The organism is Synechococcus sp. RS9907 (genome assembly GCF_014279615.1).
GTDB lineage: Bacteria > Cyanobacteriota > Cyanobacteriia > PCC-6307 > Cyanobiaceae > Parasynechococcus.
In genome coordinates, this window is sequence record NZ_CP047944.1 from 1124428 (window position 1) to 1142564 (window position 18137).

Annotated in this window: 20 protein-coding genes; 11 read left to right on the plus strand and 9 right to left on the minus strand. The window is 62.3% G+C overall.

Translation table 11 applies throughout. The features are described 5' to 3' along the window. The 3 genes from SynRS9907_RS06115 to glnA all read right to left on the minus strand — a co-directional run bounded on the left by SynRS9907_RS06115 (position 1) and on the right by glnA (position 2999). Complete coding sequence (locus SynRS9907_RS06115; RefSeq protein ID WP_188022163.1) at positions 1 to 315, minus strand: copper-binding protein; 315 nt, start codon at positions 313 to 315, stop codon at positions 1 to 3. 74 nt (positions 316 to 389) lie between these two features. Beyond that, positions 390 to 1463 carry a class I SAM-dependent methyltransferase gene (locus tag SynRS9907_RS06120; RefSeq protein ID WP_188022164.1) on the minus strand — a complete coding sequence of 358 codons (1074 nt, stop codon included), beginning with the start codon at positions 1461 to 1463 and terminating at the stop codon, positions 390 to 392. 114 nt (positions 1464 to 1577) lie between these two features. Continuing rightward, positions 1578 to 2999: a type I glutamate--ammonia ligase gene (gene glnA / locus SynRS9907_RS06125; RefSeq protein WP_188022165.1), complete on the minus strand. Its 1422-nt coding sequence runs from the start codon at positions 2997 to 2999 to the stop codon at positions 1578 to 1580. 206 nt (positions 3000 to 3205) lie between these two features. Between glnA and SynRS9907_RS06130 the strand changes: the two genes are divergently transcribed. Further along, positions 3206 to 3730, plus strand: a complete 525-nt coding sequence (locus SynRS9907_RS06130; RefSeq protein ID WP_188022166.1) for an allophycocyanin subunit beta — start codon at positions 3206 to 3208, stop codon at positions 3728 to 3730. 99 nt (positions 3731 to 3829) lie between these two features. Then, the gene (locus tag SynRS9907_RS06135; RefSeq protein WP_186542228.1) at positions 3830 to 5026 is read left to right on the plus strand and encodes an alanine--glyoxylate aminotransferase family protein; all 1197 of its coding nucleotides are present in this window, start codon (positions 3830 to 3832) and stop codon (positions 5024 to 5026) included. On the opposite strand, the gene SynRS9907_RS06140 is transcribed toward SynRS9907_RS06135, so the two are convergent. Further along, positions 4998 to 5501 (minus strand): nucleoside deaminase, encoded by a 504-nt coding sequence (locus tag SynRS9907_RS06140; RefSeq protein WP_188022167.1) that lies wholly within the window; start codon positions 5499 to 5501, stop codon positions 4998 to 5000. The genes SynRS9907_RS06135 and SynRS9907_RS06140 overlap by 29 nt on opposite strands. Before the next feature lie 40 nt (positions 5502 to 5541). On the opposite strand from SynRS9907_RS06140, the gene SynRS9907_RS06145 reads away from it, so the two are divergent. Further along, a complete protein-coding gene (locus SynRS9907_RS06145; protein WP_188022168.1) occupies positions 5542 to 6951 on the plus strand; it encodes an aminotransferase class V-fold PLP-dependent enzyme in 1410 nt (469 codons plus the stop codon). 121 nt (positions 6952 to 7072) lie between these two features. Here SynRS9907_RS06145 and SynRS9907_RS06150 read toward each other — a convergent pair whose 3' ends face one another. The 3 genes from SynRS9907_RS06150 to SynRS9907_RS06160 are packed head-to-tail and all read right to left on the minus strand — an operon-like array spanning position 7073 to position 9754. Next, complete coding sequence (locus SynRS9907_RS06150; protein WP_188022169.1) at positions 7073 to 8662, minus strand: YcjF family protein; 1590 nt, start codon at positions 8660 to 8662, stop codon at positions 7073 to 7075. 34 nt (positions 8663 to 8696) lie between these two features. Next, positions 8697 to 9188 carry a signal peptidase II gene (gene lspA / locus SynRS9907_RS06155; RefSeq protein WP_188022170.1) on the minus strand — a complete coding sequence of 164 codons (492 nt, stop codon included), beginning with the start codon at positions 9186 to 9188 and terminating at the stop codon, positions 8697 to 8699. Further along, complete coding sequence (locus SynRS9907_RS06160; protein ID WP_188022171.1) at positions 9185 to 9754, minus strand: biotin transporter BioY; 570 nt, start codon at positions 9752 to 9754, stop codon at positions 9185 to 9187. Before SynRS9907_RS06160 ends, lspA begins: the two co-directional genes overlap by 4 nt. A 56-nt stretch (positions 9755 to 9810) precedes the next feature. Here SynRS9907_RS06160 and SynRS9907_RS06165 point away from each other — a divergent pair, with 56 nt between their 5' ends. Beyond that, positions 9811 to 10038: a DUF3148 domain-containing protein gene (locus SynRS9907_RS06165; protein ID WP_006849608.1), complete on the plus strand. Its 228-nt coding sequence runs from the start codon at positions 9811 to 9813 to the stop codon at positions 10036 to 10038. Here the strand turns inward: SynRS9907_RS06165 and SynRS9907_RS06170 are convergent. Both SynRS9907_RS06170 and SynRS9907_RS06175 read right to left on the minus strand, forming a co-directional pair. Next, entirely contained in the window at positions 10035 to 11291 is a 1257-nt protein-coding gene (locus SynRS9907_RS06170; RefSeq protein ID WP_188022172.1) for a pitrilysin family protein, read from the minus strand. The genes SynRS9907_RS06165 and SynRS9907_RS06170 overlap by 4 nt on opposite strands. Beyond that, complete coding sequence (locus tag SynRS9907_RS06175; protein ID WP_188022173.1) at positions 11288 to 12571, minus strand: pitrilysin family protein; 1284 nt, start codon at positions 12569 to 12571, stop codon at positions 11288 to 11290. Before SynRS9907_RS06175 ends, SynRS9907_RS06170 begins: the two co-directional genes overlap by 4 nt. A gap of 18 nt (positions 12572 to 12589) precedes the next feature. Between SynRS9907_RS06175 and SynRS9907_RS06180 the strand changes: the two genes are divergently transcribed. From SynRS9907_RS06180 to rpsB, 7 genes are all read left to right on the plus strand, one after another. Continuing rightward, positions 12590 to 13333, plus strand: coding sequence for a phycocyanobilin:ferredoxin oxidoreductase (locus SynRS9907_RS06180; RefSeq protein ID WP_115082481.1), 744 nt, complete (start codon positions 12590 to 12592; stop codon positions 13331 to 13333). Then, positions 13333 to 14229 (plus strand): HlyD family efflux transporter periplasmic adaptor subunit, encoded by an 897-nt coding sequence (locus SynRS9907_RS06185; RefSeq protein ID WP_188022174.1) that lies wholly within the window; start codon positions 13333 to 13335, stop codon positions 14227 to 14229. The genes SynRS9907_RS06180 and SynRS9907_RS06185 overlap by 1 nt, the downstream gene beginning before the upstream one ends. Next, the gene (gene devC, locus SynRS9907_RS06190; protein ID WP_188022175.1) at positions 14226 to 15395 is read left to right on the plus strand and encodes an ABC transporter permease DevC; all 1170 of its coding nucleotides are present in this window, start codon (positions 14226 to 14228) and stop codon (positions 15393 to 15395) included. The genes SynRS9907_RS06185 and devC overlap by 4 nt, the downstream gene beginning before the upstream one ends. Next, positions 15395 to 16072, plus strand: a complete 678-nt coding sequence (locus tag SynRS9907_RS06195; RefSeq protein WP_114989063.1) for a DevA family ABC transporter ATP-binding protein — start codon at positions 15395 to 15397, stop codon at positions 16070 to 16072. The genes devC and SynRS9907_RS06195 overlap by 1 nt, the downstream gene beginning before the upstream one ends. Positions 16073 to 16108: 36 nt before the next feature. Further along, positions 16109 to 16264: a hypothetical protein gene (locus SynRS9907_RS06200; protein ID WP_006850288.1), complete on the plus strand. Its 156-nt coding sequence runs from the start codon at positions 16109 to 16111 to the stop codon at positions 16262 to 16264. Positions 16265 to 16355: 91 nt separating this feature from the next. Further along, entirely contained in the window at positions 16356 to 17288 is a 933-nt protein-coding gene (locus SynRS9907_RS06205; RefSeq protein WP_186515255.1) for a glycosyltransferase family 2 protein, read from the plus strand. 130 nt (positions 17289 to 17418) lie between these two features. Next, positions 17419 to 18135: a 30S ribosomal protein S2 gene (gene rpsB / locus SynRS9907_RS06210; protein ID WP_006850376.1), complete on the plus strand. Its 717-nt coding sequence runs from the start codon at positions 17419 to 17421 to the stop codon at positions 18133 to 18135. Positions 18136 to 18137 lie beyond the last annotated feature (2 nt).

The window sequence follows — 18137 nt, forward strand, 5'->3', positions numbered from 1 at the left end:
TCAGGCCACCCGTTGGCGATGGGCCTGGCCAACCACCACCAGCGAATTCGAGGCCGGTGCCGATTCCTTCGTGGGTGTACCCCCCGCGGGCTGTGCCATGTTCTGACCGCGAAGCCAGGCATTGTGCAGGGCTCGCCTGCGGCGATCTTCAGACAACACCAAACGATCGGCTGCAGCCTGAGGACTTTCCCCAGGCATCACGGCCGTGCGCAGGCAGATGCCGAACCCATGGGCTTCGACCTGCACATGGCCTTCCATCAGCACCACCTGGAATGTCCAGCCCTGAAGCCAACGCAGCCGGAAGGGATTGGTCATGACGTTCCCTTCGGGATTCAGCACACCCTATGGCTCGCAGCCGTTCGTGCAAGGGATGCTGTCAGGGAATCCCCTCAGCTGGCCTCTGCGATGGGTTTGCGTGCCGACCAGACCCGCGTCATGAAGTGGGTTTCCGCGGTGATGCCTTCGAACCCTGCAGCTGAGAGGCGGGCGTCGATGTCGTCGCCGATGTAGTCGCGGTAGTAAGGCTCATGGAAGACGCGCCGGAAGTTCTCCATCACGGAGGCGAACTTGGCTGAATCGGCCATTTGCACGGAGTCTGCAAGCACGAACACACCACCGGGTTCAAGCACCCGCCAGGCCTCGTTGAGCACGTTCTGGCGGGCATCCGCCGGAAGTTCGTGCAGCAGGAACACGCTGGTGACGGCCTGAACCGATCCATCGGCCAAGGGCAGGGATTCACCGTTGGCACGGATCAGCTGAACCAGCGATGCATCGCCGTCATTCAGCCAGCGGTTGGCTTGACGCAGGTACGACTCGGAGAGATCGGTTCCGATCAGTTGCGCGTGGGGAACGGCGGCGCGGATCTGCTGCAGGGTCCGGCCGGTGCCGGTAGCCACATCGAGGATCTTGAGGGAACCCGGAGCACGGTCTGCGAAGTGCTTCAAGCCGCGTTTCAGGGGAGCCAAAACCCTGCGTCGCATGGCATCTGCGGTGCCATTGAAGAGGATCTCCACCTGCAGGTCGTAAAGACCAGCCGAATGGTCACTCAGGTAGCCGTCGGTTTGATGGTGAAAATTCTGGAGGTAGTACTCGGGGTAGAGCGCTTTTTCGGTTTCCTTGGGCAGATCCCGAACATTGCGCTCGCGGCGTCGATCCCAGGTGGAGGGAAGATCCATCCACACCTGCGGGTAGCGGCTGACCCAGTCGAGCCAGGGTGCATCAAACAACAACTGCTCGGGGTAGATCCCCTGTTCGGCGTCCTGCCAGTCCTGGTCCTGGAGTTTCTTCATATCCAGCTGCAGCTCTCCAAGAACTTCGGCGGACACGGGCTCCGTTTTCGGCACCGCATCCGGCGCCAGCAGCTCCATCAGCTTGGTGCTCAGCTCCTTGTGGGCCAGGCCCGCGATGCTTTTGCCTTGCTGAAGCGTTTGGTACGCAAGCTTGCTCAGGGGCGTTGACGCCATCGCGGATTCAGACAACGACCCCATTCCAACGAATGAGGCGCACAATCGCGTGGCCAGCAGTCCACAAAAAAACCCGCCTCCTTGGAGGCGGGTCGTTGGATGCACGGACGCTGATCAAGCGTCGTAATACATGGTGAATTCGTGGGGGTGCGGCCGCTGGCGCAGCTGCTGCACCTCCTCGTACTTCAGGTCGATCCAGTTGTCGATGAAGTCGTCGCTGAACACACCGCCGGCGGTGAGGAAGCCGCGATCAGCATTCAACGCTTCCAGGGCACCGTTGAGAGATGCGGGAACCGTGGCGATCTTCGAGAGCTCTTCAGCCGGAAGTTCGAACAGGTCGCGATCTTCGCCATCGCCTGGATCGATCTGGTTCTTGATGCCGTCCAGACCAGCCATCATCATGGCGCTGAAGGCCAGATAGGGGTTGGCGAGGGCATCGCCGGAGCGGAACTCGAGGCGCTTGGCCTTCGGGCTCGGGCCGGTGAGCGGGATCCGCACGGCGGCAGAGCGGTTGCCCTCGGAGTAGACGAGGTTCACCGGGGCTTCGAAACCGGGCACCAGACGCTTGTAGCTGTTGGTGGTGGGGTTGGTGAAGGCCAGGAAGGCGGGGGCGTGCTTGAGGATGCCACCGATGTACCAGCGGGCCGTCTGCGAGAGGTTGGCGTAGGTGCCTTCGCCGAAGAACAGGGGCTGACCGCCTTTCCAGAGGCTCTGGTGCACGTGCATGCCGGAGCCGTTGTCGTTGAAGACCGGCTTGGGCATGAAGGTGGCCGTCTTGCCGTACTTCTTGGCCACGTTGCGCACGACGTACTTGTACGTCATCACGTTGTCGGCGGCCTGGATCAGCTCAGCAAATTTCATGCCGAGTTCGTGCTGACCCGCGCCTGCCACCTCGTGGTGGTGCTTCTCGGTGGGAATGCCCAGCTGACCCATCAGCAGGAGCATCTCGGAGCGGATGTCCTGGGCGGTGTCGTTGGGAGCGACAGGGAAGTAGCCCTCCTTTTCCTGAATTTTGTAGGCGAGGTTGCCGCCTTCTTCGATCCGTCCGGTGTTCCAGCCCGCTTCAATCGTGTCGACGCTGTAGAAGGAGCCCCCTTCAGCCGAGTTGTAGCGGACGTCGTCGAAGAGGAAGAACTCCGGCTCAGGACCGAAGAAGGCCATGTCGGCCAGGCCGGTGCTGGCCAGATGATTCAGTGCCCGCTGGGCCAGGGCACGGGGGCAGCGCTCGTAGGGCTGGCCGGTGCGTGGCTCCTGAATCGAGCAGATCATGCTCAGGGTTTTGTGCCGGTAGAAGGGGTCCACCCAGGCCGTGTTGGCGTCCGGCACCATGGCCATGTCGGAGGCCTGGATGCCTTTCCAGCCGCGGATGGATGAGCCGTCAAAAGCGAGGCCCTCCGTGAAGGATTCTTCCTCCAGCAGATCGGTGCACACCGTCAGGTGCTGCCACTTGCCGTGCAGATCGGTGAATTTGAGGTCGATCAGTTCGATGCCTTCGTCCTTGATCTGGCGCAGGATGTCCTGGGGGGATTTCGACATAAGAAAGGACTGCTCGACTGAATTGTGCAGTGATGTGACCGTATACAGCCACAAGACACCATTTTGTATCAAGAGGTACGTTTCAGCTGCTGGAAGGCGACTGCGTAACCGTTTCTGTCAACTTGGCTGAAATGCAGGCATGCCAAAGGATCTGCCCGCCTCAACGGTGTTAGCTTCCGCTGGGGATCCTCTGGAGATTCAGGGACATGCGCGATGCAATCAGCGGTCTGATCGGTCGTTACGACCAGCTGGGTCGCTATTTCGACCGCCCGGCGATCGACAGCATCAATGTGTATCTGGATGAATCCGCGCTGCGGATTCAGGCCGTAGAGCTGATCAACGGATCCTCGGCCGAGATTGTGCGTGAGGCCAGCCAGCGCCTGTTCCGGGATGAACCCGATCTGTTGCTACCTGGCGGCAACGCCTACACCACCCGTCGGCTCGCCGCCTGCCTGCGGGATATGGACTATTTCCTGCGTTACGCCAGCTACGCCCTTGTGGCAGGTGACTCCACAATCCTCAATGAGCGTGTGCTGAACGGACTCGACGACACCTACAAGAGTCTCGGCGTTCCCACCGGCCCAACGGTCCGCAGCATCGTTCTGCTGGGAGAGGTTGTTTCCGAGATGCTTCTTGCCAATGGTGCTGCATCCGATCAGCTCGCCACCGTTCTTCAGCCGTTCGATCACCTGGCCGAGGGCCTGGGTGAAACCAATGTGCGCCAGCGCTGATCCAGCACGCTCAACGCAGGATCTGAACAGATTTCAATCAAGCCTCCCTCCCTCACCCCTTCCAAGGGGCGTGACTGCGTAGGCTCAACACTCGAACCAATGAACAGGGCTTTGGCGACGACGAACTCACTCCTTTCTGTTGACGATCGTCACCGCAAAGCCTTTGCACCGATCGGCACACCCGACCGCCTCCTGCTTGGACCAGGCCCCTCCAACGCCCATCCAACAGTTCTGAAGGCTCTGTCGCGAACCCCGATTGGTCACCTTGATCCTCTCTATGTGGATCTGATGGGCGAAGTGCAGGAACTGCTGCGTTACGCCTGGCAAACGGATAACCGCCTCACGCTTCCGATGAGCGGCACCGGCAGTGCTGCCATGGAGGCAACCATCGCCAACACCGTCGAGCCTGGAGACACCGTTTTGGTGGCGGTGAAGGGATACTTCGGCCTGCGACTGGCTGACATGGCCGGCCGCTACCGCGCTGAGGTGAAAACCATTGAAAAGCCCTGGGGTGAGTGGTTTTCCCTCGATGAGCTGGAAGCTGCACTGATTGAGCACAAGCCCGCCATCCTGGCGATGGTCCATGCCGAAACCTCAACGGGTGTCTGCCAACCCATGGAGGGCATCGGCGACCTTTGCCGGAAGCATGATTGCCTTCTGCTGCTCGACACCGTCACCTCTCTGGGGGGCGTTCCGCTCTACATCGATGAGTGGAAAGTCGATCTTGCCTACAGCTGCAGCCAGAAGGGCCTGAGCTGCCCTCCCGGTCTCGGACCCTTCACCATGGGCCCCCGTGCTGAGGCCAAGATGACGGCCCGTCAGGGCAAGGTGCCCAACTGGTATCTGGACGTTTCCTTATTGAACCAGTACTGGGGCAGCGATCGCGTCTATCACCACACCGCGCCGGTCAACATGAATTTCGGCATGCGTGAGGCCCTGCGTCTCCTGGCTGAAGAAGGTCTCGACCAGGCCTGGGCACGCCATCGCAGCAATGCGGAGATGCTCTGGAACGGGCTGGAAAGTCTCGGCCTTTCGATGCATGTGCCGGCCGAGCGCCGACTGCCCACCCTCACCACAGTTCGCATCCCTGAAGGTGTGGATGGCAAGGCCTTCAGTCAGCACCTGCTCAACAACCACGGCATTGAAGTTGGTGGTGGACTCGGCAGCCTGGCCGGCAAAATCTGGCGCATCGGCCTGATGGGCTACAACTCCACCCCTGAAAACGTGAATCGTCTGCTCAACCTGTTTGAGACAGAGCTGCCTCGCTTCAGCGGTTCCGTCGCCGCCGCCGCCTGAACCAGCGTTCCAGCTGCTCCCTCGCCTCGGGTTCGCGCACGCCCTGAATCACGTTCATGTGGTGATGGGCACTGGCATGGGTGGAGAGGTCAAGGCTTCCCCCCAGGCCACCGCGCTTGGGATCTGACGCCGCAAAAATCACGGTTCCCATGCGGGCCTGCACCAAGGCCCCCGCACACATGGGGCAGGGTTCGAGGGTGACGATCAGGGTGCAGCTGTTGAATCTCCAGTCGTTCTGAACGATCGCTGCCTGTTGCAAGGCCACCAGTTCGGCATGCCCGAGGGGATCCCTGTCGTTCTGGCGCCGGTTCCGCCCATGGCCGATGGCTCGGCCCTGTCCATCCAGGATCACTGCGGCCACTGGAACTTCTCCTTCCGCTCCAGCCTCCTCCGCGCGCTGGAGCAGAACATCCATCCAGCGAGTGAACTCATCCCGCTGATCCACTGCTGTTCCACGTTGTCCTTTGAGCACCATCCCACGAGACGCGAAGATCGGTGCAGTTCACGGGTCTCCGTTGCAAGCCTGTTCCGAGTCTCAGCACCCACCGGATCGGCTTGCTCCGTTCGCCATCCCCTCGGCCGAAGACCCGGTGCTGAGGGACTTCCTGCATCGCAGTTCGGATCTGCTCTGCCGTTGGATCGGCTCCGCTGATCGATCAAGCCCGGTCCCCGTCATGCGGCCCTTGCCTGACGTGGCACCAGGGCTTGATGGGGCCAGCGTTGAATCGCTGCTCAGTGATCTTCAGCAGGTGATGGATGGGGCGTATCAGCCGTCCCATCCCGGTGCTCTGGCCCATCTCGATCCGCCCCCGCTTACTGCGTCGATTGCGGCGGAATTGGTCTGTGCAGGTCTCAACAACAACCTCCTGGCCGAGGAGCTTTCGCCTGGTCTCACCGGCCTGGAGCATGACCTCTGCCGCTGGTTCTGCCACAGGATTGGCTTGCCCGCCGGTTCCGGAGGGGTGCTGGCCAGCGGCGGGACCCTGAGCAATCTCATGGCCCTGGTGGCCGCACGGGCGGCGTTGAAGGCCAGCCATCGGGACCCTGTGCTGCTGTGCAGCCAAGACGCTCATGTCTCGATCAACAAGGCGGCAAAGGTGATGGGGCTGGCGGATGATGCCCTTCAGACGCTGCCCGTCGCCGCGGAAGGTGGCCTTTGCCTCGAGGCTTTGGCCAAGCGTTTGAGAGCTTTACAGGCGGCGGGGCGGCCTTGTCTGGCGGTGGTGGCCACGGCCGGCACCACGGTGCGTGGAGCCATTGATCCTCTCTCGGATCTGGCAACCCTCTGCCGTGATGCCGGGGTCTGGTTGCACGTTGATGCGGCCATCGGCGGTGTGTTCGCCCTCACGGCCCGCCATGCCTCTCTGATGGATGGCATGGAATCTGCCGATTCGATCACGCTGAATCCCCAGAAATTGCTGGGCATCACCAAGGCGTCATCCCTGCTGCTGCTTCGGGATCGAACCCATCTGCGTCAGGCCTTTTCAACAGGATTGCCCTACATGGAGGCGCCCAAGGGGATGGATCACGGCGGGGAGATCGGCTTGCAGGGCACCCGACCTGCGGAGATCCTCAAGCTTTGGCTGGGCCTGCGCCAGTTGGGCGAGGCGGGCATCGAAGCAACGCTCAGCGGAGCTTTGCAACGGCGAACCGCCTTCGCAGCCCAATTGGACCCGGAGAAGTTCACGTTGCTGGCGGGTGACCTGCACCTGCTGGCCTTTCATCCCAAACATGGAGATGCTGCTGCAGCCGGCCGTTGGAGTGAAGACACCCGGCAAATGCTGCTGTCTCACGGCTACATGCTGTCGCGACCCTTTTACGGCGACCGTTTCTGCCTCAAGGCGGTTTTTGGAAACCCCCACACCACGGCTCAGCACCTCAGCGACCTGTCGGGACGACTGGATAAATCGCTGGCTCCAGCCTGATCGTTCACAATCGCCATCGTTCGAGACGCTCCGATGCCGGAACAGCAGCAGGGTTCACGCTGGGTTGCCATCGTCACCGGGGCGATCTCCGTGGCGATTGGTGTGCTCTATCTGCTTCTGATCACCGTTCTGGATGCCAGGGGGCCGATGCTTCCCCCTCCTGCTGAGGCCCTGGCCGGGGGGGAAGACGTCCCGCCGCCGATTGCTGAAGCGGTTCAACCACTTGCCGCATGGCACTGGCCAGAAAGCGCTGCAGTGAGAGTTCCCGTCGGTTGAGCTCAAAGGCCTGTTGAACCACGGTCTGCATGCCACCGTCACCCCAGTCCTGGTCCTGTTCGAAGTAGCGCATGAAACTGCTTCCGGCGATTCGGGTGAGCCAAGCGGTCACCACCCCCTGGAGCACTTGCCCCAGCACCAGAGTGGGCAAGCTCAGGCTCAGGCTGGTGCCCAGCAAGCTCATGGCACCTTTGACGATGCCCAACTTGCCCAGGGTCTGTCCAAGGGACAGGGCCAGATCCTTGGCGCGATCACGGGACATCTCGACCCCATAGATCTTGGCCACCTCCAGGATCATCTGGGCATTCACCGCTGCGGTGCTCAACAGATCCACCCCGGGCAGCGGATTGGCAGCGACAATCCCCGCTCCCATCCAGCTGTAGCGGTCAATGCAGCGTTTGGCTTCCCGAGACCGCTGGTCGTTCAACAGGTCACGCCCACGGCTGTCGAGGGATCGGCACTGCAGAAGGATGTTGTCGGCAATCAATTCCTCCCCCTCGGCGTGCAGCACAACGGCGAGGCGCTGCAGCAGATCGCTGACGTCAGGCAGCGGCTGCAGCGGGCGACGGCCGGGTTGAGGAATCGATTGAGGAGAGGCGCTGCAGGCCACCACATCAGCAGCGTTGAGCTGTCCCTGGCAACGGGAGCGAAGCACCTGCAGGAGCCTTTTCTCCTCGTCAACTCCGCGTAAATCCCGCTTGTTCAGCACCAGGAGCAGCCGTTTGCCGAGCCTGGCGAGCGAGGTCACGACGGCGTATTCCGAGGCTCTGAGGTCCCCATCCACCACCACGATCAACAGATCGGCACGAACCGCCCGACGACGGGCTGTTTCCTCCCGGCTGAGTCCTTCGTCTCCGGCTTCCAGGATTCCTGGGGTGTCCACGAGCTGAAGACCACGCTCCAGGCCTTTCAAACGCAGCCGGTAGGCGCGGCTGGTTTTGGTCACGCCCATGGGCGCTCCCACATCGCCGACCATTTCATTCAGCAGGGCACGGATCAGTGATGTCTTGCCACTGGATCCAGTGCCGAACACCACAACCACCAGATCGCCTCGCTTCAGTTCTTCGGCGACCCGGTCGCGTTCGTTCTGAAGGCTGCGGCGACTGATGTCGTCCTGAATGCGTTCGATCAGACGATCCACATGGCCGAGGCTGGTGGTCGCGGCATCCCGCCGGTTCTGTGGAGCCGGGGTGGCTTGGCGTGGGTGTTGGGTTGGGCGTGATTTCAGGCGTTTCCACATCGGCCAACCCACCTGGACCGCCAGGGTGGCCACCAGCGCGAACCCCAGCAGCAGCACCGGCGTGAGCAACCAGGGAGGCAGGAAGTAACTCAGATCCCACAGCAGGCTGCGGATGGTCTGAACGGCAGCGCCGATCAGCACGAGTGCCACAAAGGCAACGGCGAGACCGATCAGCAACCGGGTTTGGCGTTTCATGCCTGCGTCACACCAGCCTCAGGGCAAGTTTGGGTCAGCCACGGCTGTTGTCACGGAGGCTCCTGTCCCCCCGGCGGGTCCAGAGGTCGATGGCAAAGCAGAGCACGGCGAGATTGATGGCGACATCCGCCCCGTTGAAGATCGGGAAATCGATCGGCTCGAGGGCCAGAAAATCCACCACGTGGCCGAGACGCCAACGGTCGATCCCATTGCCCACGGTTCCGCCCAGAAGCGCTGCTGCGGCGAGGGCCTGCCAGAACGGCAGCACCCGTTCACGCCAGATCCAGAGGATCAGCCCGATGCCCACCCCCAAGCTGAGCAGCCCAAGCAGGGCAGTGGAGCCCTGCAGAACACTGAAGGCCGCGCCGGTGTTGTGCACCAATTGCAGCGAGAGTAGATGTGGCAGCAGGGGTAGGGATTGACCCTCTCGCAAAGCGCTCGAGGCCGCCGCCTTGCTCAGCTGATCCACCACCACGATCACCAGGGCAATCAGCAGGGTTGAGCGACGTGGAAGTGGTCTCGTCATGGCTCGATGATCAGCAACCGACGCAGCACAATTGAAAGCAATCCTGCACCGATGCAGAGCAGCATCTGAGCCGGTAGCGGACCGATCGAAAACTGCATCAGCAGCTCGGGGAAACCAAGGCTCCATCGCCCCAGCAGTGCCCCGAGGGCGAGATTCAGCACCCCGCAGATCTGGAGAACGAGCAGCCCTGCCAGGGCACAGAGCGACTGTCTGGGCAGGTCATCCATGCCGTCCTGCTGCGCCAGTCGACCGGTGAGCCAGGCTGCGGGCACGAAGCCCGCGAGATAGCCGAAACCCGGTTCAAGCACGTAGTTCAGCCCTCCACCGCCATGGAACACCGGCAGACTTAACAATCCCAGGCTCAGATAGCCAACAGCGGCCATCACGCCGGCACGCGGGCCACTGACCATGGCGCAGAGAAGCAGCGCTGGCACCTGCCATGTGACCGGCAGGGGGAGAAGGATCGGCTCGGGAGCAGGCAGGAACAACGCGGCCGGCACAAGACCACCGATGAGGATGGCCAGCAGACCCGCCAGGGCACCACACCATGAGGCGAGAGCCCTCACATCACTCACTCAACTCGGCCCATCCTGCTCGACAATGCAGATCCTGCCCAGTTCAGATGTCGGTATCGATTGGTGATCAGCTGCGCCTGTCGCAGCAGCTTCCGTACCTCAAGTCGGCGGATCCGATGCCGATGCTGCGGCCGCCGGATCTGGTGGCCGCCGGTGAAGTGGGCGAGGTGGTTGCACTTCATCCGATGGACACCGTTGCTGTGCGTTTTCGCCGGGGCACGTTTCTGATCCCCCTCGATCGGCTGGATCCGGTGGATGCCGCGGAGGTGGACTAAGCAGCGTCCCGCCGATCCCAGCGCCGTTCAAGCTGCTTCAGTGCAGCGGAGGTTCCGCACAGGCTGAGTCGTGGTTCCCTCAGCCAACGTTGGGCGGCATGGAGCACATCCGTCGGTGTCAGTTCCGCAAGAGCCCGCACACAGCGCTGGTCATGATCGTCAGGGAGCCTTTGGGCCTTCAGCTGAACCCGTCGCTCTGCCCGTTGGGAGCAGGTCTGCAGGCCCTGGGCGAGCTGACCGATGTACTTGGCCCGTGCGAGCTCGAGTGCGGCCTCACTGAGGGGTTGCTCACTCAGCTCGTCCCAGATGTTCAGCAGCAAGTCCAGCGCGAGCTCTGAGCGCTCCTCCACGCTCGAGGCCATCAGCACAAAGGGCGCCGGTCCTGCCAGGGCAGGGAAGTGCGCGGCCACGTCGTAGGCCACGCCATGGTCTTCCCGCAGGCGCTGGAACAGCAGGCTCGACATCCCCACGCCCAGATGGCACTGCAACAGTCGCAACGCCAGTTCATCCGGGTGTCCATGCCCCAGCGTCGCCTGCCCAAGCATCAGAACCACCTGTTCGGTGTCCATCGCTTCGAGCTGGATCGTTTCGGTTCCTACCGCTTCGGCGTAGGGACGGCGGCCTGAGCGATCGTTGCCGCTCCCTTCTGGCCAGTCGCGAAAGTCCTCAAGGGAGCCAATCGTGTCGATGATTTGCGGTGGGACGCTGCCCGCCAGGGCGAGAACGCTCGATGCCCTCGCTAGCCGCTCGGCCAGGGGGAGAAGTGCCTCCCGATCCAGATCATCCAGCTCTTCAGCAATGCCCATCGGGTCGTGGCCGTAGCCCCCGTTGCCATAGGTCAGCTGCCGCCATCCGGTCGTGGCGCAATGGAAGGGATCCTCCCGCTGCCGTTGCAAGGCCTGAATCGTGAGCGAACGTTCAAGGGCCACCTGGCCAGGCTCAAGCCGGGGGGAACGAACCATCTGGGCCAGCAGGGGCAGGAGCTGCTCCGCGTCTTCCACCGTGCAGCGCAGGCTCAGCACGAGCGCATCTTCCTGGGCATCGCAGCGCAGACCTGCTCCGCATCCCTCAACAAGGTCCGCCAGGTCAACGTGGTTGTGTCGTCCACAGCCGCGGCTGAGCAGAGATGCCAGCAGGTCATGGGCACCCCGCGTTTCTGCAGGGTCGTCGGCGCTGCCGAAAGGAAGCAGCAGTTTCGCGGCCAGAATCCCCGGGCTTGAGACCGGTTCGATCAGCAGTTCGGGGTTGCTCATCCGTGTTTCGTCTTGGCCTGGGCGGTCAGCACAAACGCCTGTTCGGGTTGAAGCCTTGGGAACAGGTCTGAGCGAAGCCGCTCCGCCGTCCATGGCGGCAGGAAAGCAAGAGGATGGAGCAGATCCTGCTGCCGGTCCCAGAGGGTCTGGCTGGCGCTGAGCCCAGACACCTGGCCCGTCGATTCCAAGGCGTAGCGCAGTCCGTTGCTCACCAGCTGCTGGCCCCGTTTCAGCTCCTGATCGCTGACGAGCTCTTCCGCCATGGCGCGCAGCTGCCGGTTCACCTCGTCTTCCACAGCCTCCAGATGCTCGTCTGGACAGATCACCTCCAGCGTGATCAGGCTTCCCTGCTCCAGAACCGAGAGGTCCATCGACACGCTTTCAACGATCTGCAGTTCCTCCCTCAAGCGGTTCACGAGACGACTGCGTCGTCCTTCCCCCAGCAGGGTTGTGGCGAGATCAGCGGCCATCACGCCTGTTTGATCCTGGGCCCGTGGAGCTTCCCAGAGCATCAGCAGTCGGGCGGATTCGAGCCGGTCCACAACAACGCTTTCGCGTCCAGGACGCACGCTCAGGGGCGATGACGGTGATGAGGGCTCAGGCGCATCCAGGAGGTCCGCCAGAGCCGAGGAACCCAGGGCACTGCGCAGCTCCGCTGACGAAGGCCCGGCCATCGCCAGACAGCAGTTGGAACCGCGGTACTGCCGCTGATGAAACGCCCGCATGGCCTCGGGCGTCATGGCCTCCAGGCTGCGGGGGGTACCCAGGATGGGTCGGCCGTAGGGGTGCTGGTCACAGCCCTTGCTCAACAGCAGTTGCAGCACCTGCTCATTGGGTTGATCGGCGTATTGAGCGATCTCTTCAAGCACCACCCCCCGTTCCGTGTTGAACCCGTCAGGCTCGAGGCTTGGCTGCAACACCAGTTCCAACAACAGATCCAACGCTTCGCGGGCTCGATCCGGGGGTGTCAGCACGTGGAAGTGAACGTCATCAAAGCCTGTGGCGGCATTGCTGCTGCCCCCCAGAGCTTCGATGGCTTCATCGAATGCCCCTGCGGCCAGCCGCTCACTTCCCTTGAACACCATGTGCTCCAGGAAATGGGCCATGCCCTCTTCCCCTGGCTGCTCACTGGCACTGCCGGCACGGCACCAGAGATCGAGACAGGTCAGGGGGGCATCCGGCATGTCCGCCGTCACGCAGCGCACTCCGTTGGGGAGGGTCCAATGGTCCAGTGGGGGACCGGAGAACGGAAGGTTCAGAACTGCGTGGCAAAGTTCCATTCTGTGCCTGCCCCTTCGATGCAGCCCAAGCCGCTGGCGCCACCGCCAGGACAGCATCCCCTCGTGCAGGCCTTGGCGGCGTCGATCCGTAGTGCCTGGGCGGGATTGCCCGGATTGGAGATCCTCCCCTGCGATGAGGATTTGCGCTTCATCCAGGGGCAACTCGATGGCGAGGGCCTATCGATCGGCAACGAGCTTTTTCGCTGCATCGGCCTTCGCAAACTTCATCTGGAGGTTGCGCGACTCGGCAACGGCCTGCAGATCCTCCACAGCGTCTGGTTCCCCGATCCCCACTACGACCTGCCGATCTTCGGGGCCGACATCGTGGCCGGCCCGGCAGGCATCTCCGCCGCGATCGTCGATCTGTCCCCCACCTCCGATGCCTTGCCGGAGCAGCTGATCCAGCGGCTTGAGGCCAGGCCATGGCCGGCGTTCCGTCAGGTTCGGGAGCTGCCGGCCTGGGGATCAGCCATCTTCTCGAACAAGGTGTGCTTCATCCGCCCCGATGGTGCTGACGAGGAAGCAGCCTTTCAGGAACTGGTGAGCCATTACCTGCAGGTGATGGCCACCAGCGTGATCGAGGCGACTCCCGAACCGTCCACGGCTCTCACTACAGTCCGCCGGTACGAGGGTCAGTTGAACTATTGCCTTCAGCAGAAACGCAACGACAAGACCCGCCGCGTGCTCGAGAAGGCCTTCGATTCAGCCTGGGCCGATCGCTACATCGACATGCTTCTGTTCGACAACCCTCCGGAACTCTGATGACCCCCAAGCGCTGGTCTGTTCTGGCTGGAAGTTTGGTCATTGCGGTCATCGGCGGCTGGTTGCTGCGGCCGACGCCCGAACCCAAGCCGGTTGAACCGACGCCTGCACCCACGGTTCGTCCCGAAGCGGTCGCGGCCCTGGGGCAGCTGGAGCCCGCCGGGGACATCCGCAATCTGGCGGCTCCCAATGCGGGGATGGCGGGGACACCCCGGGTGGCAGCCCTCAATGTGAATGAGGGTGATCTGATCAAGACCGGCCAGGTGTTGGCGTCCTTCGATCATCGGGATGGACTGCTCGCTGATCTGGAGCGCGTCGATGCGCAGCTGCGCAGCCTCGATCAGGAGATACAACTACAGGCCCTTGAGGTGGAGCGCTTCAGCAGAGCCGCCGATTGGGGTGCGGCCGAATTGACTCTGGTGGACAACAAGCGTGAAGAGCTGGTTCGTCTTCAGGGACAGCGGGATCAGGCCCTGGCGGAGCGCAAAGGGCTTCAGGCCGACCTCGTGCTCAGTCAGCTGATCTCGCCTCTTGATGGTGTTGTTCTCAAGCTGCATGCCCGTGCAGGCGAGCGCCCTGGTGCAGAGGGGGTGATGGATGTGGGGGCCAATCAGGCGATGCAGGCCAGCATCGAGGTCTACGAATCCGACATCTCCCTGATCCGCCTCGACCAGTCCGTGCGCCTCATCAGCGAGAACGGTGGTTTCCGCGGTGAACTCGTCGGGCGCGTCCTGCGCATCAGCCCGCAGGTGGAACAACGGTCTGTTCTTTCCACCGATCCCACCGGCGATGCCGACGCCCGCGTTGTGATGGTTGATGTGGTGCTGAACCCTGAAGATGCCGCCAAGGTCAGTCGTCTGGCGGGTTTGAAGGTGATCGCCCGCTTCGATCCATGAACCGGTTCTGGCGGGGGCGTCGGATTCCCCTCTCCTGGCTGTTGCTGACGCGCCAGCCCGTTCGCTTGCTGGTGGCGCTTGCCGGCATCAGCTTCGCGGGAATTCTGATGTTCATGCAGCTTGGATTCCGTGATGGCCTCTTTGACGCCAGCGTCACGGCGCACCGGCTGTTCGATGCTGATGTTGTTCTGATCAGTCCCCGCTCCGCCAGCTCCGTGAGCATGGAGGCCTTTCCAAGGCGGCGGCTGGTTCAGACCCTGGCTGATCCAGACGTCGATGGGGTGACCCCGGTGCATTGGGGGCTGATGCTGTGGCGGAACCCGGAAACGCGGCGCAACCGGTCGATCCTGGCCTTGGGTTTCAATCCCGACGATCCCTTTTTTGTCGATCCCTCCCTGGCTGAGAAAACTGACGCTCTCAAGCGGAAGGGGCGGATCCTCTTCGATCAGCTGTCACGTCCTGAATTCGGACCCATTGTCGATTGGTATCGCGGTGGGCGTGTGGTGGAAACCGAGATCGCTGGCAACCGCGTCCGGGTGGCGGGTCTGGTGAGCCTGGGCACCAGCTTCGGTGCCGACGGCAACCTGCTCACGAGCACGGAGACGTTCCTCGATCTGATGCCTCAGAAGCCGCCTGGGGCGATCGAAGTGGGTCTGGTGCGGTTGAAGCCCGGCGCGGATCCTGAGCAGGTGGTGTCCCGATTGAGACAGCGGCTGCCCAAGGATGTTTCGGTGCTGACCAAGCAGGGCTTCATCGATTTCGAGCAGAACTACTGGAAGAGCAGCACCTCCATCGGTTTCATCTTCACGCTCGGCGCCGCCATGGGCTTCGTGGTGGGCTGCGTGATCGTGTATCAGGTGCTGTACACCGATGTGAGTGATCACCTGCCGGAGTACGCCACTTTGATGGCCATGGGCTATCGCCTCAGCCATCTGTTGGGAGTGGTGGTTCGTGAGGGCTTCTATCTGGCGGCGATGGGGTACGTCCCCGCCTACATGGCCGGTCAGGGGCTGTACTGGTTCGTTCGTGACGCCACCAAGCTGCCCGTCGGCATGGATCTGTCCCGGGCGTTGACCGTTCTGGTGATGATCCTGGTGATGTGCATGTTGTCGTCGTTCCTGGCCATGCGTCGTCTCATCGATGCAGACCCTGCGGAGATCTTCTGATGGCAGCTGTTGTTGTCGACAACCTCTCCCACGCTTTCGGCCAAGGGGAGATGCGCCGCGCGGTTCTTCAGAACATCAGCTTCAGCATCGAGCCGGGCGAAGTGGTGTTGCTGACCGGTCCTTCGGGTTGTGGCAAGACGACACTGCTCACCTTGATCGGCGCCTTGCGGACGGTTCAGCAGGGTGAGGTGTCGGTGCTTGGTGAGTCCCTGCATGGTGCAGGCCGTCGGCGCCGCCAGCAGGTGCGCCGGCGCATTGGAATGATTTTTCAGGGGCACAACCTTCTGCGCTGCCTCACGGCTGAACAGAACGTGCAGATGGGAGCCGATCTTCTGCCTGATCTCAGTTACAGGGCGCGCCGGGATGAGGCCCGTCAGTGGCTTCGTGCCGTTGGCCTGGAGGACCACATGGCCAAAGTCCCCCATGACTTGTCCGGTGGACAGAAGCAGCGGGTCGCCATTGCCCGTGCCCTTGCCGCAAACCCCCGCCTTCTCCTGGCTGACGAACCCACCGCTGCCCTGGACAGCCGTACGGGCCGGGAGGTGGTGGAGCTGCTTCGCCGACTCGCCCGTGAACAATCCTGCGCGGTGCTGATGGTGACCCATGACCCGCGCATCGTTGATGTGGCCGATCGCCTGCTTCAGATGGAGGACGGGCGATTAAAGAATGCTGTTTAGTACGATGAAAGTTGACACCAGAGCCCGCAGTTCCGCATGGCCAAGCGCAGAAACCTGAAGAAAGAAAAGCAGGAGCGGAACCGCGCCTACGCCCGCAAGTTCAAGAAGCGCAAGATGCGGAACGATGGCCGTGGTGAAGGCGCTGGTAACGGTGTGACCGGAACCGCCAACAACGGTGGTGCCGCCGACTGATCAACGGATCAGACCATGCATCAAAAAGGGGGCCTGCGGGCCCCTTTTTTGTTGTTCGTAGGGTGGGTGGCCATTTGCATCGGCCGTCGCGATGTTCGTCAGCGTCGTTATTCCGACCTACAACCGACGCCCGATCCTCGAGAAATGCCTCTCGGCACTGGAAGATCAGCAGCTTGCTGGAGCTCTTCAGGACTACGAGGTTGTTGTGGTTGACGACGGTTCCACCGATGGAACGCCGTCATGGCTGAGCGAGCAGTCCCAGCGTTTTCCCCATGTGCGCCTGATCGAGCAGGAGCACGGTGGTCCTGCCGAGGGCCGAAACCGCGGTGTGGATCACGCCCGTGGCGATGTGATCGTCTTCATCGACAGCGATCTGGTGGTCACAGAAACCTTTCTGGCCACCCATGCACGGGCGCTGCAGCAGTGCTGGCAACGGCGCGGTGATCGGCTCTGCTTCACCTACGGCGCTGTCATCAACACCGCCAACTTCGAAGCACCCTGCTCGGAGCGCCACAAATTACGAGACTTGTCCTGGGCTTATTTCGCCACTGGAAATGTGGCCATCGATCGGGAGGTGCTGGAGCGCTCAGGCCTGTTTGACACTGGTTTCCGCCTCTACGGCTGGGAGGACCTGGAACTGGGTGAGCGTCTGCGGCGAATGGGGGTTGAGTTGGTGAAGTGCCCGGACGCTGTCGGCTATCACTGGCACCCCGCCCTGAGTCTCGACCAGATCCCCCGACTTGTTGAAGTGGAGGGTGAACGGGCCCGTATGGGGCTTGTTTTTTACCGCAAACATCCCACCAGGCGAGTGCGGTTGATCATCCAGTTCACCTGGTTCCATCGCATCCTTTGGGAAGTGCTCACCCTCGGTGGGCTGATCAATCCCTCAAGCCTTCGCCCGCTGCTCCGTTGGCTGATCCGGCATGGCTATCCCGGAACGGCGATGGAGTTGCTTCGTTTGCCCCTCAATCGCATCGGTGTGCGTGCCCTGTTCCGTGAAGCCAGAGCGGCAGGGCTTCGCTGATCAACGTTTTGATACCTTCTATAGGTCCTTTCACTCCGCACACCTGCCCGTTTCGGGTGCACCGTGAGACCAGCCCCTGCTGGTTGTTCAGGTCCCTGGCAGGTGGAGGCGAACCCGAAACCCTCAAACCATGGCTGTCGTCACCCTCGCCGAGATGATGGAGGCTGGTGCCCACTTTGGGCACCAGACTCGTCGTTGGAACCCCAAGATGTCGCGCTACATCTATTGCGCGCGCAACGGCGTTCACATCATCGACCTCGTGCAGACCGCCGTCTGCATGAACAACGCCTACAAGTGGACCCGTTCTGCAGCACGCAGCGGCAAGCGTTTCCTCTTCGTTGGCACCAAGAAGCAAGCCTCTGAAGTTGTGGCGCTGGAAGCCGCCCGCTGCGGAGCCTCCTACGTGAACCAGCGCTGGTTGGGCGGCATGCTCACCAACTGGACCACCATGAAGGCGCGGATCGACCGTCTCAAGGATCTGGAGCGGATGGAGTCCAGCGGCGCCATCGCCATGCGCCCCAAGAAGGAAGGTGCGGTGCTGCGTCGCGAACTCGAGCGTCTTCAGAAGTATCTGGGTGGCCTCAAGAACATGCGTCGCCTTCCCGATGTTGTGGTCCTGGTGGACCAGCGTCGTGAGTCGAATGCTGTGCTCGAAGCCCGCAAGCTCGACATCCCCCTGGTTTCCATGTTGGACACCAACTGCGATCCGGACCTCTGTGAGGTGCCGATTCCCTGCAACGACGACGCCGTTCGTTCTGTGCAACTGATCCTGGGCCGTCTGGCCGATGCGATCAATGAGGGCCGCCACGGTTCCAACGATCAGCGTGGTGGCGACAGCGAAGGCTGATC